General features: G+C 62.6%; 12 protein-coding genes. 8 read left to right on the top strand and 4 right to left on the bottom strand.

Going from position 1 to position 14314, the window contains the following annotated elements:
• Positions 1 to 69: 69 nt before the first annotated feature.
• Positions 70 to 966, top strand: a complete 897-nt coding sequence (locus tag DCG74_RS07730) for a LysR family transcriptional regulator (RefSeq protein ID WP_172786001.1) — start codon at positions 70 to 72, stop codon at positions 964 to 966.
• Between the two features lie 11 nt (positions 967 to 977).
• Here DCG74_RS07730 and DCG74_RS07725 read toward each other — a convergent pair whose 3' ends face one another.
• From DCG74_RS07725 to DCG74_RS07715, 3 genes are all read right to left on the bottom strand, one after another.
• Positions 978 to 2057 carry an isocitrate/isopropylmalate dehydrogenase family protein gene (locus DCG74_RS07725; protein WP_172786002.1) on the bottom strand — a complete coding sequence of 360 codons (1080 nt, stop codon included), beginning with the start codon at positions 2055 to 2057 and terminating at the stop codon, positions 978 to 980.
• A gap of 147 nt (positions 2058 to 2204) precedes the next feature.
• Positions 2205 to 3686: an aldehyde dehydrogenase gene (locus DCG74_RS07720; protein WP_172786003.1), complete on the bottom strand. Its 1482-nt coding sequence runs from the start codon at positions 3684 to 3686 to the stop codon at positions 2205 to 2207.
• Between the two features lie 37 nt (positions 3687 to 3723).
• The gene (locus DCG74_RS07715) at positions 3724 to 4617 is read right to left on the bottom strand and encodes an NAD(P)-dependent oxidoreductase (RefSeq protein WP_246708858.1); all 894 of its coding nucleotides are present in this window, start codon (positions 4615 to 4617) and stop codon (positions 3724 to 3726) included.
• Positions 4618 to 5259: 642 nt separating this feature from the next.
• On the opposite strand from DCG74_RS07715, the gene DCG74_RS07710 reads away from it, so the two are divergent.
• Positions 5260 to 6591, top strand: coding sequence for an MFS transporter (locus DCG74_RS07710; RefSeq protein ID WP_172786004.1), 1332 nt, complete (start codon positions 5260 to 5262; stop codon positions 6589 to 6591).
• Between the two features lie 112 nt (positions 6592 to 6703).
• On the opposite strand, the gene DCG74_RS07705 is transcribed toward DCG74_RS07710, so the two are convergent.
• Positions 6704 to 7216 (bottom strand): Lrp/AsnC family transcriptional regulator, encoded by a 513-nt coding sequence (locus DCG74_RS07705; RefSeq protein ID WP_172786005.1) that lies wholly within the window; start codon positions 7214 to 7216, stop codon positions 6704 to 6706.
• Positions 7217 to 7248: 32 nt separating this feature from the next.
• On the opposite strand from DCG74_RS07705, the gene DCG74_RS07700 reads away from it, so the two are divergent.
• The 6 genes from DCG74_RS07700 (at position 7249) to DCG74_RS07675 (ending at position 14221) form a co-directional block, all read left to right on the top strand.
• Positions 7249 to 7614 (top strand): hypothetical protein, encoded by a 366-nt coding sequence (locus tag DCG74_RS07700; RefSeq protein WP_172786006.1) that lies wholly within the window; start codon positions 7249 to 7251, stop codon positions 7612 to 7614.
• Positions 7611 to 8870: a 3-methyl-2-oxobutanoate dehydrogenase (2-methylpropanoyl-transferring) subunit alpha gene (locus DCG74_RS07695; RefSeq protein ID WP_172786220.1), complete on the top strand. Its 1260-nt coding sequence runs from the start codon at positions 7611 to 7613 to the stop codon at positions 8868 to 8870. Before DCG74_RS07700 ends, DCG74_RS07695 begins: the two co-directional genes overlap by 4 nt.
• A gap of 3 nt (positions 8871 to 8873) precedes the next feature.
• Complete coding sequence (locus DCG74_RS07690; protein ID WP_172786007.1) at positions 8874 to 9887, top strand: alpha-ketoacid dehydrogenase subunit beta; 1014 nt, start codon at positions 8874 to 8876, stop codon at positions 9885 to 9887.
• A 1-nt stretch (position 9888) separates the two neighbouring features.
• Positions 9889 to 11163: a dihydrolipoamide acetyltransferase family protein gene (locus DCG74_RS07685; RefSeq protein ID WP_172786008.1), complete on the top strand. Its 1275-nt coding sequence runs from the start codon at positions 9889 to 9891 to the stop codon at positions 11161 to 11163.
• A 4-nt stretch (positions 11164 to 11167) separates the two neighbouring features.
• Positions 11168 to 12565, top strand: coding sequence for a dihydrolipoyl dehydrogenase (gene lpdA, locus DCG74_RS07680; RefSeq protein ID WP_172786009.1), 1398 nt, complete (start codon positions 11168 to 11170; stop codon positions 12563 to 12565).
• Between the two features lie 216 nt (positions 12566 to 12781).
• Positions 12782 to 14221, top strand: a complete 1440-nt coding sequence (locus tag DCG74_RS07675) for an FAD-binding oxidoreductase (protein ID WP_210268309.1) — start codon at positions 12782 to 12784, stop codon at positions 14219 to 14221.
• The last annotated feature ends 93 nt before the right edge of the window (positions 14222 to 14314 follow it).

Genomic DNA, 14314 nt, shown 5'->3' with positions numbered 1-14314 from the left:
TCTTCCGGCGCACGGGGGCTTTGTCCCTCCCCGTCACATGCGCGGAAACGCAGAAGCAGGGCATAGGACTTGTCGAACATCAATCTCAAGCTTCTCCATACCTTCCTGCTTGCAGCTGAGCACGAAAGCTTCCGGAAGGCCGCCGAGGAATCGAACCGGTCTCCTTCTGCGGTCAGCATGCAGATCCGCGACTTGGAGGAGCAGATCGGCGTCCTCCTTTTTCGCAGAACGCCGCAGAAAGTATTGCTGACATCTGAGGGGCGAATTCTGTTCGAGCAGGCAAAGCGCGCCCTCCAGGAAGTTCAGTCCGGGCTGGATTTGCTGAGCGAGTCAGCACAGTCCCGCAGCCGTCACATTCGCATGGCCTGCGTTCCGACGCTCGCGTCCGGATGGCTGCCCAACATCCTGGCGACATTCAAGGTCCGCTATCCGCGGAGCCAGGTCCAGCTCATGGAGCTCTCCACGACGCCTATGCTTGAACTCCTCAAGCGGCAGGATGTCGAGTTCGGTATTGGTCCGCAAGTCCCCGACATGGGGGACTATGAGTTCGAGCCGATGCTTGAGGACCCCCTTTTTGCCTGCGTACCGCCGGTGTTCGACGAGGGGCAAGCAAGCACAGGATTCGCCGATCTGGTGGACAAGCCGGTCATCCTGCTGTCGAAAACGACAGCCGTGCGAGGGTTGATCGACGAGACGCTGGAGACGCTCCACGTCCGGCTCGATGTTCAATTTGAAGTTCAGGCCGCCACGACAGCGGTGGCACTGGCCGCGTCCGGCCTCGGCATCGCGATCGTGCCACGAGTCGCGCTGGTGCAGGCCGGCGTGCAGCGGTTTCGTGTGGTCCCGCTCTCCGATCAAATCAAGCTTCGCCAGATTGGCTTGATTACCACGCGCAACTCGGTCAGGCGCCCGAACACCGAGCAGCTGATCTCTTTGATCCGCTCAAGTCTTTCCCAGCTGCGCTGACGCCCTCCCGCTCAGAGCAGCTTCAGGAGCGCATCCACGACCTGACTGGTCGTCGCATTGCCGCCGATGTCCCGTGTCCTCAGCGCTGCATCCTCCAACCCGGCGCACACGGCAGCTTCCATCCTGTCGGCACCAAGGCGCAGCCGATCATCGCGATAGCGCCGGTCCAGGCGTCTCAGCATCAGTATCGCAGCCAGGATCGTTCCATAGGGATTGGCGAGCCCCTTTCCTGCTATGTCGGGCGCCGAGCCATGCGAAGCTTGAAAGAAGCCGATTCCATCACCGACTTCTTCCGACGGAGACATGCCCATGCCGCCGACCGTCGCGGCACCGAGATCGGAAATGATGTCGCCGAACATGTTCTCGGTGACGATGACGTCGAAGTGCGATGGCTTGTTGACGAGATGAACGGTCATCGCATCAACAAGGACGTGCTCGGCTTCAATGTCGGGATAGTCCTTGGCCACCTCGTCGAAGACGGAACGGAAGAACGCATATGTGCGCAGGACATTGGCCTTGTCGCAACAGGTGACCCGGCGCCGGCCGTCCTTTGGCGAGCCGTTACGCGATCTGGCGAGGTCGAACGCGAACCGGACGATACGCTCGATACCTTTCCTAGTCTGAACTAGCGTGTCGACTGCGACTTCCTCCCTCAGCAGCGCACCCGCGCCGCGCGCGGCGTAGAGCCCCTCGCTATTCTCCCTGACGATGACGTAATCGATCGACCCCGGATGCCCGAGCGGAGACGGCACGCCCTTGTAGAGCCTAATGGGCCGCACGTTGGCATACAGATCCAACTTGAAGCGAAGTGAGAGCGTGAAATCAAGTCCGGCTTCGGTTCCGTCAGGGTGAACCACACCGGGAATGCCAGCCGCACCATGGAGAATGGCGTCGGCCCCGCGACAGCCCTCGAACGAGGTCGCCGGAAAGGAGTCTCCCGTTTCGAGAAAGTGAGTGGCACCCGCCGGGTATTCCACGAACTGGAGCGTGCCGGTCTGGACACCAGCCTGCAGCACCGCAACCGCCGCACGAGCGACTTCCGGTCCGATGCCATCTCCGTGCACGACCGCAATTTTGTAACTGTCCTTCATGATACTCGCTCGGTTGATTGTAGTGGTCTCGTCTCTTCCCTCGCAGCCACGAATGCGCAAGGTCAGGCATCGGCGCGCCACGTTGGGTGAAGCGTCGATCAGATGTGTATCGTCGCGACTGATCGCGAAGCCGACAGAATGATCGGGTCAGTCCAGCTTGATCCAGACTCCCTTCGTATTGAGGTACTCGTCGAGCTGTTCGGTGCCGCCTTCACGGCCATATCCACTCATCTTGTAGCCGCCGAAAGGCAATGCAGGATCGATCGCGTGATAGGTGTTCACCCAGACCGATCCCGCCCGGAGACTGCGCGAAATGATGTGGGCCTTGCTCACGTCACGCGTGAAGACACCCGCCGCAAGCCCGTATGGTGTCGCATTGGCGCGCTCCACGGCTTCATCGAGCGTGTCGAACGGCAGTGCGGAAATGACCGGACCAAAGATTTCGTCACGGGCGATCTGCATGTCGTCGGAGACGCCGGCGAACACGGTCGGCTCGACGAAGTTGCCCTTCGCGAAACTCCCCTCTCTCAGTCTTCGGCCTCCGGTCACGACCTTCGCGCCCTGGTCGCGTCCGCTGTTCAGGAAGCCTTCGACCTTGTCGAGCTGTCGCTCGGAAACGAGGGGTCCGATCTCCGTCATGGGATCAGCTCCGTCGCCGATCTTGAGGGCCGAAGCGAACTTTCCGAGCCGTTCGACCAACTCGTCGTGGATCGCTCGCTCGACGAACAGGCGGGAGCCGGCGATGCAGATCTGGCCCGAATTGGCGAACGCTGCCATCGCGGCAATCGGGACAGCCTTGTCGAGGTCCGCGTCGGCGCAGACGATGACCGGCGACTTTCCGCCAAGCTCGAGGGATACCCGTTTGAGATTGCCGGCCGACGCTCGGATGATCGCCTGGCCAGTGGCAGTGGATCCCGTGAAGACGATCTTGTCGACACCGGGATGTTCGGCCAAAGGCGCGCCGGCCTCCGGGCCGGTCCCGGTCACGACGTTGACGACGCCGGGCGGCACACCTGCCTCGTTCATCAAATCCGCGATCAGGAGGGGCGTTAGCGGCGCCTCTTCGGAAGGCTTGAGCACGATGGTGCATCCGGTCGCGAGCGCAGGTCCGATCTTCCAAACCGATGCAGCGGTGGGCGCGTTCCACGGGATGATCGCGCCGACCACGCCGACCGGCTCCTTCCGCGTGAACGAAACTATGTCGCCGGGAAGCGAATTGTCGATCGTCTGCCCATGAATCGCCGTCGCCATGCCGGCGTAGTATCTGAGCATGCCGAGCACGCGAAGCTTGTTCGCCCGCGTCCTGACGATCGGCATACCCATGTCGGCGGTGTCGGACCGACTGATCTCCTCCCAATGCTTCTCGAACAGATCGGCAATGCGCAGGAGCAGAGCCTGTCGCTCGAACGGTTTGAAGCGGCTCCACGGTCCCACGAAGGCGCGCCGGGCGGCGCTAACGGCAATGTCGATGTCGCCAGCATCGCCACGCGGGACACGGCCGATCACCTCGCCAGTCGCGGGATTGCGCGTCTCGAGGACTTTTCCCGAGCGGGCCTCAACCCACGCGCCATCGACGAACATCTTGCGAGTTCGGCCATCTACGGGAAATCGGATATCGGTCATTGTCATTGGATCGGTCGTCCCTGTCTCAACACTCATTCTCGGTCTAGGCTGCCGGCTTCGTCTTTCGAAGGAGCCGCGCCAGGTCGGAAATATAGGCTTGGCCATGGCCGCTCTCGACCACAGCCGCGATCGCAGTGCCGACACCGTCTGCGATCGCTTTGGATGCGCCGGAGTTGCTCGCCATCATCCGGTAGTAGGAGATATCCTTTAGTGCATTATCGATAAAGAACGGGATCGTGCCGGTATCGCCCGTCACGATTGCGGGCGCCATGCGCTGGAGCGCAACGCCAGCCCCGCCTCCTTTGGCAAGGACGTCGACGAAGACCGCCGGATCGACGCCTGCATCAGCAGCCTGCGCCGCGGCTTCGCCAAGCAGCGCCATGAAGCCGATCGATACATAATTATGGAGCAGCTTGAGCCGGTGGCCGAAACCCACCGGGCCGACATGTTCCACACCCTCGGTGAACGAGGCAAGAACCGCGCGGACGCTGCGAAGGTCGGCTTCGTCGCCGCCAACCAGAAGGTTCAGCGTTCCTTCTTCCGCGTGCCTGGCGGTGCGCGTCATGGGCGCATCGAGAAAGCGTCCACCCGCCGCCTCGACCGCGGCGGCCATCCGCAATGTCGAGTCCGGCAGCGCCGTCGAGCAATCGACAATGATGGTGCCCTTACGGAGGCCAGACAGAACGCCCGCTTCGCCCGTCAGGATCGCTTCGACCTGAGGCGAACCCGTTACGCAGAGGATGATAACATCCGACGCGCTCGCGACCTCACCGGGCGTCTTGCAGGCCGTGGCCCTGAGGCTGAGGAGATCGTCAACGGGTTGATTGCCCGGATGGTCGAGAAAGGCCAGAGGAAAGCTGCCCCGCGCCAGGACATTCTTTGCGATTCCATGGCCCATCAGACCTACACCGACAATTCCGACTCTCAGCGTGGTCATCTCATTCATCGTTCATGCAAGCCTCTCGTGAATGGCGGCGTAGATGATCTGTTGCTCTGTCGCCTGATCGCGTCGACGATCTTCCCGCGCTTGGCGACCACGATCCGATGGACAGCGCCAGCAATTCTGGCAAGTAAGAGCGGATCACGACGCTAGCCGAGCCCGCATCCGCAGATGCTCCGCGCGGCTCATTTGGCCGGCGCAACGTTGCGGCGCCGACCCGTGGCGGCGCGACCGGATTTGAAGGCCGACCCGAGCCGTGCTCTTGCGCTGGATAGGCCGCTTGCAACCATCGTTTCCTCGCCTGCGACAGGCTTCCTTCTTGATGGCGCAAGATGAGCGGCGTCGTCCGGTTCCATGCAAGGCGCTTTTTCTGACCTCCCGTTTGGTTTTTCTGATCTGCCAGCCTTTCCCCCGGTGGTCGGAAAAACCCACGGGTTTACTTCCGTCATGCCGAGGCACGTCGACGGTCCAATGAGGGCCGCAGTGTCACCCGGACATCGGCCCGTGAGAAAAACTGACACCCCGTTCAGAATTACTGCGCTACGCCAGCATTGCTTCAGCACTCTGCCGAGAATTAGATCCGCAAACATCAATCATAACGAAGCCAAGTCGACTTGGCGGACAGACGGGGGAACCGCGATGAGTCAGACCACCACCTATGCCGGTGCCGCCGGCGCTGCCAAGTCGGCGATCGAGACTTCGACCATTCGCGCCATCTCCTGGCGACTGATCCCGTTCCTGGTGCTGGCCTACTTCTTCTCCTACCTCGATCGCGTCAATCTCGGCTTTGCCGCCCTGACCATGAATGCGGACCTGAAATTTTCCCCCTTGGTGTTCGCCTGGGGCGCCGGCATCTTCTTCATCGGCTATTTCATCTTCGAGGTGCCGAGCAATCTCGCGCTGGAGAAATTCGGCGCCAGCCGCTGGATCGCCCGGATCATGGTGACCTGGGGCATCATCTCGGCGCTGATGGCGATGGTCAGCGGCGAGACCAGCTTCTACATTCTGCGCTTTCTGCTCGGTGTCGCCGAGGCCGGTTTCTTCCCCGGCATCATCCTCTATCTCACCTATTGGTACCCGGCCGAGTACCGCGGCCGCTTCATCGCGGCCTTTGCGATCGCGGTCCCCGTATCCACCGTGATCGGCGCACCGATCTCGGGCTTGCTGCTCGGCCTCGACGGCCTCATGGGGTTGAAGGGCTGGCAATGGCTGTTCATCATCGAGGGCATTCCGTCGGTGCTGCTCGGCATCGCCACCTGGTTCTATCTCACCGACAAGCCGGAGAAGGCGGACTGGCTCTCGGCCGAGCAGAAGACCTGGCTCAAGGCCAAGCTTGATTCGGAGGTTGCAGCCAAGAAGGCGGTCAAACATCTGTCTCTTGGCGAAGCGCTGACGTCGCCGAAGGTGATCACGCTGAGCCTGATCTATTTCGGCTTCGTCGGCGCGCTCTATGGCATGCAGTTCTGGCTGCCGCAGATCGTCAAGGCGTTCGGCCTGACGAACACACAGACCGGCTTCGTCACCGCGATTCCCTATCTGTTCGGCACCATCGCCATGATCTTGTGGGCGCGGCATTCCGATGCCACGCGTGAGCGCGTGTTCCATGTCGGCGCACCGCTGCTGCTCACGGCGATTGCGCTCGGCATCTCCTCCTATCTCACCGATCCCACGCTAACGATGGTGGCGCTGACGGTGGCCGCGATCGGCGTGTTCTGCTGCTTCGGCGTGTTCTGGACCCTGCCGACCGCCTGGCTCTCCGGCACGGCGGCCGCCGGCGCCATCGCCTTGATCAACTCGATCGGCAACCTCGCCGGCTTCGGCGGGCCCTATCTGATCGGCTGGGTCAAGGAAGCAACGGGGCAGACCTCGACCGGTCTCTTGGTGCTTGCGGTCCTGCCGCTGATCGCCGGGGTCCTGGTGTTCATCGGCGGCCACGACAGCAAGCACGAGTTCGGCGAGCCGGGACGGTAGCCTTTCCAGCACGCCCTGTAAATCCTAGCCCCATTCCCAACTTTGGGGATGGGAGTCTCGACGACTGCGGTCAGGAGCGATGAGGGCTCGACTGGAGTACCCCGATCCTTTGCTAGACCTGGACCGAGGTTAGCTTTTTCAGGCAGCGCAACGCAAATGACGACCGGCTGTGGCGGATGCCAGGGATGCGATAGAGCTTTTCGCGCAGGAAGCGTTCATAGCCGGCGGTGCTTTCGACCGCGACCTTCACAATGTAATCGTAATCGCCGGTGGTGAGATAGGCCTCGATCACCTCCGGCAAATTCGTCAGCAATTGGCCAAAGCGTTCGAGCATCTCCTCGTCGTGACGATCGAGCGTCAGCTCTATGATGACCGTTTCGGGCAGGCCAAGCTTGTCCTGATTGAGCAGCGCGACGTAGCCATCGATATAGCCCTGCGTCTCGAGACGCTTCAGCCTGTTCCAGCATGGCGTGGTGGAGAGCCCAATCCTGTCGGCGAGTTGCGCCGTCGTCAGGCGTGCATCCTGCTGCAAGGCGCGCAGGATCTTGCGATCGATCTCGTCTAGCCGAAGCGCATCCTTGCGCGGGGCCTTGACCGGCCTCGAGGCACGTCCGATCGGCACCATACCAAGAACTCCATTCTGGCCTTACGGCTGACATGTGGAATATCCTTATCGCATATCCAGGCTATACCCAGATCAAAAGAACAACAATCCTGGTCTTTGCCAGTACGATGTACTTACAAAACGAGACGTATGCGGTGTTTTTTCTCGAACTCCAGACCAGCGATATGCACGCCGCACTCGGCCGCCTGCTCGACCAGACCCGTGTCGCGGGGCTGCGGCTTGCCGCCGTCAGCGCGCGCGTGGATTCGAACGCCTGCCGCATCTCGGCTTCCATAGATATCGATGACCGCGACGTCGTCGACCGGCTCGTTCGCCGCGTTGGTGCGTTATTCTGCATCGATGCAATCGAGGTGAGAGGTGAAAGCCAATGCCCGACCCCGACCTCATCCATGACATGATCCCGCAAGGCGAGGCGGCTCAATCCGCCGAGCATCCGCCACTGAGGCTGCACGTGCCGGAACCAGCGGTGCGCCCGGGCGGCACGCCAGATTTCTCGAACATCCGCATTCCGCGCGCAGGCCAGGTCAATCGTCCCGCAGTCGACGTGGACGCCGAGACGATTCGTGATCTCGCCTTCTCCGTCATTCGCGTGCTCAATCGCGATGGCGAGGCCGTGGGTCCCTGGGCAGGCACCCTCTCGGACAGCGAACTGCTCGAGGGCTTGCGTCACATGATGACGTTGCGTGCGTTTGACGCGCGGATGCAGACAGCACAGCGTCAGGGCAAGACGTCGTTCTATATGCAGCATATGGGCGAAGAGGCCGTGAGTTGCGCCTTCCGCAAGGCGCTTCTTCCGGGCGACATGAATTTTCCGACCTATCGCCAGGCGGGGCTTTTGATCGCCGGCGGCTACTCGCTGGTCGAGATGGCCTGTCAGATCTACTCCAACACGCACGATCCCCTGAAGGGGCGCCAGCTACCGGTGATGTATTCCTCCAGGGAGCACGGCTTCTTCTCGATCTCCGGCAATCTCGCCACCCAATACATCCAGGCGGTCGGCTGGGCGATGGCGTCTGCGATCAAGAACGACACCAAGATCGCAGTTGCGTGGATCGGCGATGGGGCGACTGCCGAATCCGACTTCCATGCCGCACTGGTGTTCGCCTCCACCTATCGCGCGCCGGTCGTGCTCAACATCGTCAACAATCAATGGGCCATCTCGACCTTCCAGGGCATCGCACGCGGCGGCTCCGGCACGTTTGCAGCGCGCGGTCTCGGCTTCGGCATTCCGGCACTACGTGTCGACGGCAACGACTACCTTGCAGTCCATGCGGTCGCGAAATGGGCCTGCGAACGCGCACGCCGCAACCTCGGCCCTACCCTGATCGAGCACGTAACCTATCGCGTCGGTGCGCATTCTACTTCGGACGACCCAGCGGGCTATCGGCCGAAGACAGAATCCGAAGCGTGGCCGCTCGGAGATCCCGTGATCAGGCTGAAGAACCATTTGATCGTCCGCGGCGCCTGGTCGGAGGAGCGGCACAAGCAGGCTGAGGCGGAGATCCTGGACACAGTCGTTTCGGCCCAAAAGGAAGCCGAGAGCTACGGCACGCTCCATTCCGAGCAACGTCCTTCGGCGCGTGACATGTTCGAGGGCGTATTCGCAGATATGCCGCCACATCTGCGCCGTCAGCGCCAGGAAGCCGGAGTCTGAATCATGACACGGCGGACCATGATCGAGGCGATTCGCGACGCGATGGACGTGATGATGTCGCGCGACAACGATGTCGTCGTGTTCGGCGAGGATGTCGGCTATTTCGGCGGTGTGTTTCGCGCCAGCCAGGGTCTACAGGCGAAATACGGAACGAGCCGTTGCTTCGATACCCCGATCAGCGAACTCGGCATCGTCGGCATCGCGGTCGGCATGGCAGCTTATGGCCTGAAACCCTGCGTCGAAATCCAGTTCGCCGATTACATGTATCCGGCTTACGACCAGATCGTCTCCGAGGCCGCGCGGCTACGCTATCGGTCGAATGGCCAGTTCACCTGCCCGCTCGTCGTGCGCATGCCGACCGGCGGCGGCATCTTTGGCGGGCAGACGCACAGCCAGAGCCCGGAAGCTCTGTTCACCCATGTCTGCGGCATCAAGACCGTCGTGCCATCGAACCCGCGCGACGCCAAGGGTCTGCTGATCTCCGCCATCGAGGACCCCGATCCCGTGATCTTTCTCGAACCGAAGCGGCTCTATAACGGTCCATTCGACGGTCATCATGACCGGCCGGTGACGCCGTGGTCGAAGCATGATCTCGGCGAAGTCGACGACGGACATTTTGCAATTCCGCTCGGTAGCGCCGCGATCCGCCGGCACGGCGAGGCCGTCACCATCCTCGCCTACGGCACGATGGTTCATGTCGCCGAGACCGCCGCGACCGAAGCCGGTGTTGATGCCGAGATTATCGATCTTCGCTCGCTGCTGCCGCTCGATCTCGACACCATCGAAGCCTCGGTCAAGAAGACCGGACGCTGCGTGATCGTGCATGAGGCAACGCTGACCTCCGGATTCGGTGCTGAGCTGTGCGCACTGGTCCAGACGCGATGCTTCTATCATCTGGAAGCTCCCATCGCGCGGGTCGCCGGCTGGGACACGCCCTACCCACACGCACAGGAATGGGACTACTTTCCGGGCCCGGCGCGAGTCAGTCGTGCGCTGATCGAAACGCTGGAGGCTTGAAATGGCCGAGCGCGTGATCAAGCTGCCCGACGTCGGCGAAGGCATTGCGGAAGCCGAGCTCGTGGAATGGCACGTGAAGGTCGGCGACGTCGTGCGCGAGGACGCCGTGCTCGGCGCAGTCATGACCGACAAGGCGACGGTGGAAATTCCCTCGCCCGCCGAGGGACGGGTCATCTGGCTCGCCGGCAGTGTGGGCGACGTTCTCGCCATCGGCTCGGACTTCGTTCGGCTGGAGGTCGACGGCAAGAGCGCGCCCGCGACGGAAGCGGTGAAGCTCGCATCGTCCGCGGCAAGCGCTTCGGCCAAAAAGTCTGATCATGCCGCAAGCGCCCCGCGCGTGCCGGCGAGCGATCCGCCCAATGCGCGGAGGACGGAGCCATCAGCGGCGCTACTCCGCCACGCAAGCGATCGGCCTTTGGCCGCCCCGGCGGTTCGGCTCCGCGCGCGGGAAGCAGGCGTCGACTTGCGTCAGATTCGCGGAACGGGCCCGGCCGGGCGGGTCACCCACGATGATCTTGACGCCCATTTCGCGCGCGGCGGTATCGGAACGACAGCGACGCCGTATCCCGCGCAAACCGCGGTGACCGACATCAAGATCGTCGGCTTACGCCGCAAGATCGCCGAGAAGATGTCGATTGCGAGCTCGCGCATTCCGCACATCACCTATATCGAAGAGGTCGATGTCACCGCGCTCGAGGATTTGCGCGCGAAGCTCAACAGCCAGAAGCAGCCGGGCAGGCCCAAACTGACATTGTTGCCGTTCCTGATGCGCGCCATGGTGCGCGCGATCACCGGGCTGCCCCATCTCAATGCCCATTTCGACGACGAGGTCGGGATCGTTCACCAGCACGCGGGCGTTCATATCGGGATTGCCACGCAAACGCCGACCGGCTTGGTGGTCCCCGTCGTCCGGCATGCGGAAGCGCGCGACCTCTGGAATTGCGCCGCCGAGGTCGCGCGGATCGCGGAAGCGGCGCGGAACGGCAGCGCCACCCGCGACGAACTCACCGGCTCGACCATCACGATCACGTCGCTCGGCGCACTGGGCGGGCTCGCGACGACGCCCATCATCAATCATCCGGAGGTCGCAATCGTCGGTGTCAACCGCATCGCCATCCGTCCGCATTGGGATGGCGCCGTCTTCGTTCCGCGTCAGATGATGAATCTGTCGTCCAGCTTTGATCACCGGGTGATCGATGGGTTCGATGCAGCCCAGTTCGTGCAGCGGATCAAGACACAGCTGGAGACACCGGCCATGATCTTCATTGACGCATAAGACAATGACCGAAATCACCTGCAAGCTCCTTGTCATCGGCGCGGGCCCCGGCGGCTACACCTGCGCGATCCGTGCCGGCCAGCTCGGCATCGATACGATCATCGTCGAGGCCGAAAAGCCGGGTGGAACCTGTCTCAATGTCGGCTGCATTCCTTCCAAGGCCTTGATCCATGCGGCCGGTGAGTATGAAACCATCGCGCGGGCCGCCGATGGCAAGAATGCCTTCGGCATTTCCGCTGCGCCGCCATCACTCAACTTCGCGAGGACCATCGCCTGGAAGGATGATATCGTCAGGCGCCTGAACGGCGGCGTGGCTGGTCTACTGAAAAGAGCCGGCGCCAGATACGTGGCTGGTCGCGCCTCCTTTCGCGACGGCAAGACCGTCGAGGTCGAAACGCCATCCGGCCGGCAGGTGATCCGTGCCGAAACGGTGGTGATCGCGACGGGCTCCGAGCCGGTTGCGCTGCCGTTCCTTCCCTTCGGAGGCCGCGTGATCTCCTCGACCGAGGCTTTGGCACTCACCGAAATCCCGAAGAAGCTTGTCGTGGTCGGCGGCGGTTACATTGGCCTCGAGCTCGGCACTGCGCTCGCGAAAATGGGCGCAGCCGTCACGGTCGTCGAGGCTGCGCCGCGCATTCTCCCGCAATATGATGTCGACCTGAGTGAGCCCATCGCAAGGCGCCTGACCGCGCTCGGAGTCACGGTTCTGACGGGCGCAAAGGTGCAAGCACTCGGCACGGAAAGCGCGGCGCTGGCGATCGAGACCGCCAGCGGGGAGCAGACGTCACTCGAAGCCGACAAGATCCTTGTTACGGTCGGCCGCAGACCCGCGACAAGCGGCTTCGGGCTCGAGATTCTCGATCTCGACATGGATGGACCTTTTATCAGAATCGACGACCGATGCCGTACCTCGATGCACGGCGTCTCCGCGATCGGAGACGTCACGGGAGAGCCGATGCTGGCGCATCGCGCCATGGCGCAAGGCGAAATGGTGGCTGAGATCGTTGCCGGTCGCCGTCGCGCCTGGGACCGCATTTCGATCCCGGCGATCTGCTTCACTGACCCCGAGATTGTCACGGTCGGCCTGTCACCCAACGAGGTGAGCAGCAGGGGTTTCGAGGTCAAGACGGACCTCTTCCCGTTCAAGGCCAACGGCCGCGCACTGACGCTGGATCGGGAAGACGGCTTCATCCGAACCGTCGCGCGAGCCGACAATCATCTCCTGTTGGGAATCCAGGGCGTTGGCGCCGGCATCGCCGAGCTCTCGGCAGCCTTCGGTCTTGCGCTGGAGATGGGCGCGCGCCTCGAGGATGTCGCCATGACCATCCATGCGCATCCGACCCAAGGCGAAGCCTTTCACGAGGCCGCGCTGAAGTCGCTGGGACATGCGATTCATATTTAGGCGTATAGGAACTCCCATGCCCCGCGCCGCGGCGGCGCCTCCCGTCGGGGGAATTGTGGAGTCCGGAACGGCATAGGCGATGAAGGCGTTCGACACCCGCTGCAAGCTGCCGGCATCGGTGGTAATTCGGCATTGTTTTCTTCGGGATGCCCTCTCAACGGCAGCCAATGCGGCACAAACCCGCAAAGATCACCCGATGCCAATCGGGAGCTGAGCATGTCCCAGTCAGTACACGTTCGGGCCTTTCGCGACCTTGTAGGCGACCGAGGCGTCGTTGACGACCCAGAGGGGATCGCTACCTACACAACGGATCAACGCCAGCTCTTCACGGGGTCGACGTTTGCCGTGCTGAAGCCGGCCACGACACAGCAAGTCGCTGACGTGGTACGGCTGGCGGCGCACCACGGGATCGGAATCGTTCCGCAAGGCGGCAACACCAGCTATTGCGGCGGCGCTACGCCGGACGCATCCGGACGCCAGATTATCGTGAGCCTCGAGCGGATGGACAGGATCCGCGAAATCGATCCCGTGTCCATGAGCATCTCTGTCGATGGCGGCGCCATCCTGAAGAACGTACAGGACGCCGCGGCGGCTGCCGGCCTTCTGTTGCCGCTCAGCCTCGGCGCGGAAGGCAGTTGCCGGATCGGGGGCAACATCGGCACGAACGCCGGCGGGCTGTCAGTCGTCAGGTACGGGATGACGCGCGATCTGCTGCTCGGGATCGAGGCGGTCCTGGCGGACGGCACGGTCGTCTCCGACATGCGCAAGCTGCGGAAGAACAACACCGGCTACGACGTCAAGCAGTGCTTCGTCGGAAGCGAGGGGACTCTCGGCATCGTCACCGGCGCAGTGTTGCGTCTCGCGCCCTTGCCGACCCACCGCGCGACTGCCTGGCTGAAGCTCGCGAACGGGGCACCGCTCGCCGAGCTTCTCGCATTGGTCCGCCGCGAATCCGCAGACCTGCTGACCACGTTCGAATTCATGGCGGCCAGATCCATCGCGCTCGCGACCGAAGCAATGACCGACCCGCCCTCCCTTCCAACAAGCCCAGCAGGCGCCGTCCTCGTCGAGATCGCCTCTTCCTCAAGGCATATCGATCTGGACGAACTAATGGAAGCCGTTCTGGTCGAGGCGATCGAGTCCGGCTGGATCGATGACGCATTGCTGGCGCAGAGCGGATCACAGCGGACCGCGATGTGGCGGCTCCGCGAGACCATCCCCGAGGGCGAGAAGCGCCGGAACGGATCGGTCAAGCACGACATCTCGGTGCCGCTTTCCTGCATTCAGCGCTTTCTGGACCTTGCCGGCTCGCAGGTGCGATCGTATGACGCCGACCTTGAACTGTCCGTCTACGGTCATGTGGGCGACGGCAATCTGCATTACAACGTGCTCGTTCCTCGCGATGTCGACCGGCTGGAATTCACCAAGCGGATCGAAGGCAGCCTCTCGCTGCAACTCTACGACACGGCCGCGGCGCTCGGCGGCACGTTCAGCGCGGAGCACGGCGTCGGTCGTTTCAAGAAGCACCTTCTGGAGCGGTACGGCGATGTCGGGCGTATCGCGGCGATGCGCCGGATCAAGACTGCCTTTGATCCGGCGGACATCATGAACGCCGGCGCGGTCGTTCGTCCGTTGGGAGAGAAGTCTGACCGTTGAACTATGGGCCGGCGAGCTGTCGGTGCTTTCCAAACGGTGGGCTTCGGCCGATGCACCTCGATCAGCCAAATCGTCTTGTCCATAAAGAAAGAG

It is taken from the genome of Bradyrhizobium sp. WBAH42, from assembly GCF_024585265.1.
In the GTDB taxonomy this organism is placed as follows: Bacteria; Pseudomonadota; Alphaproteobacteria; order Rhizobiales; family Xanthobacteraceae; genus Bradyrhizobium.
This window is presented reverse-complemented; position numbering and strand designations above follow the sequence as displayed.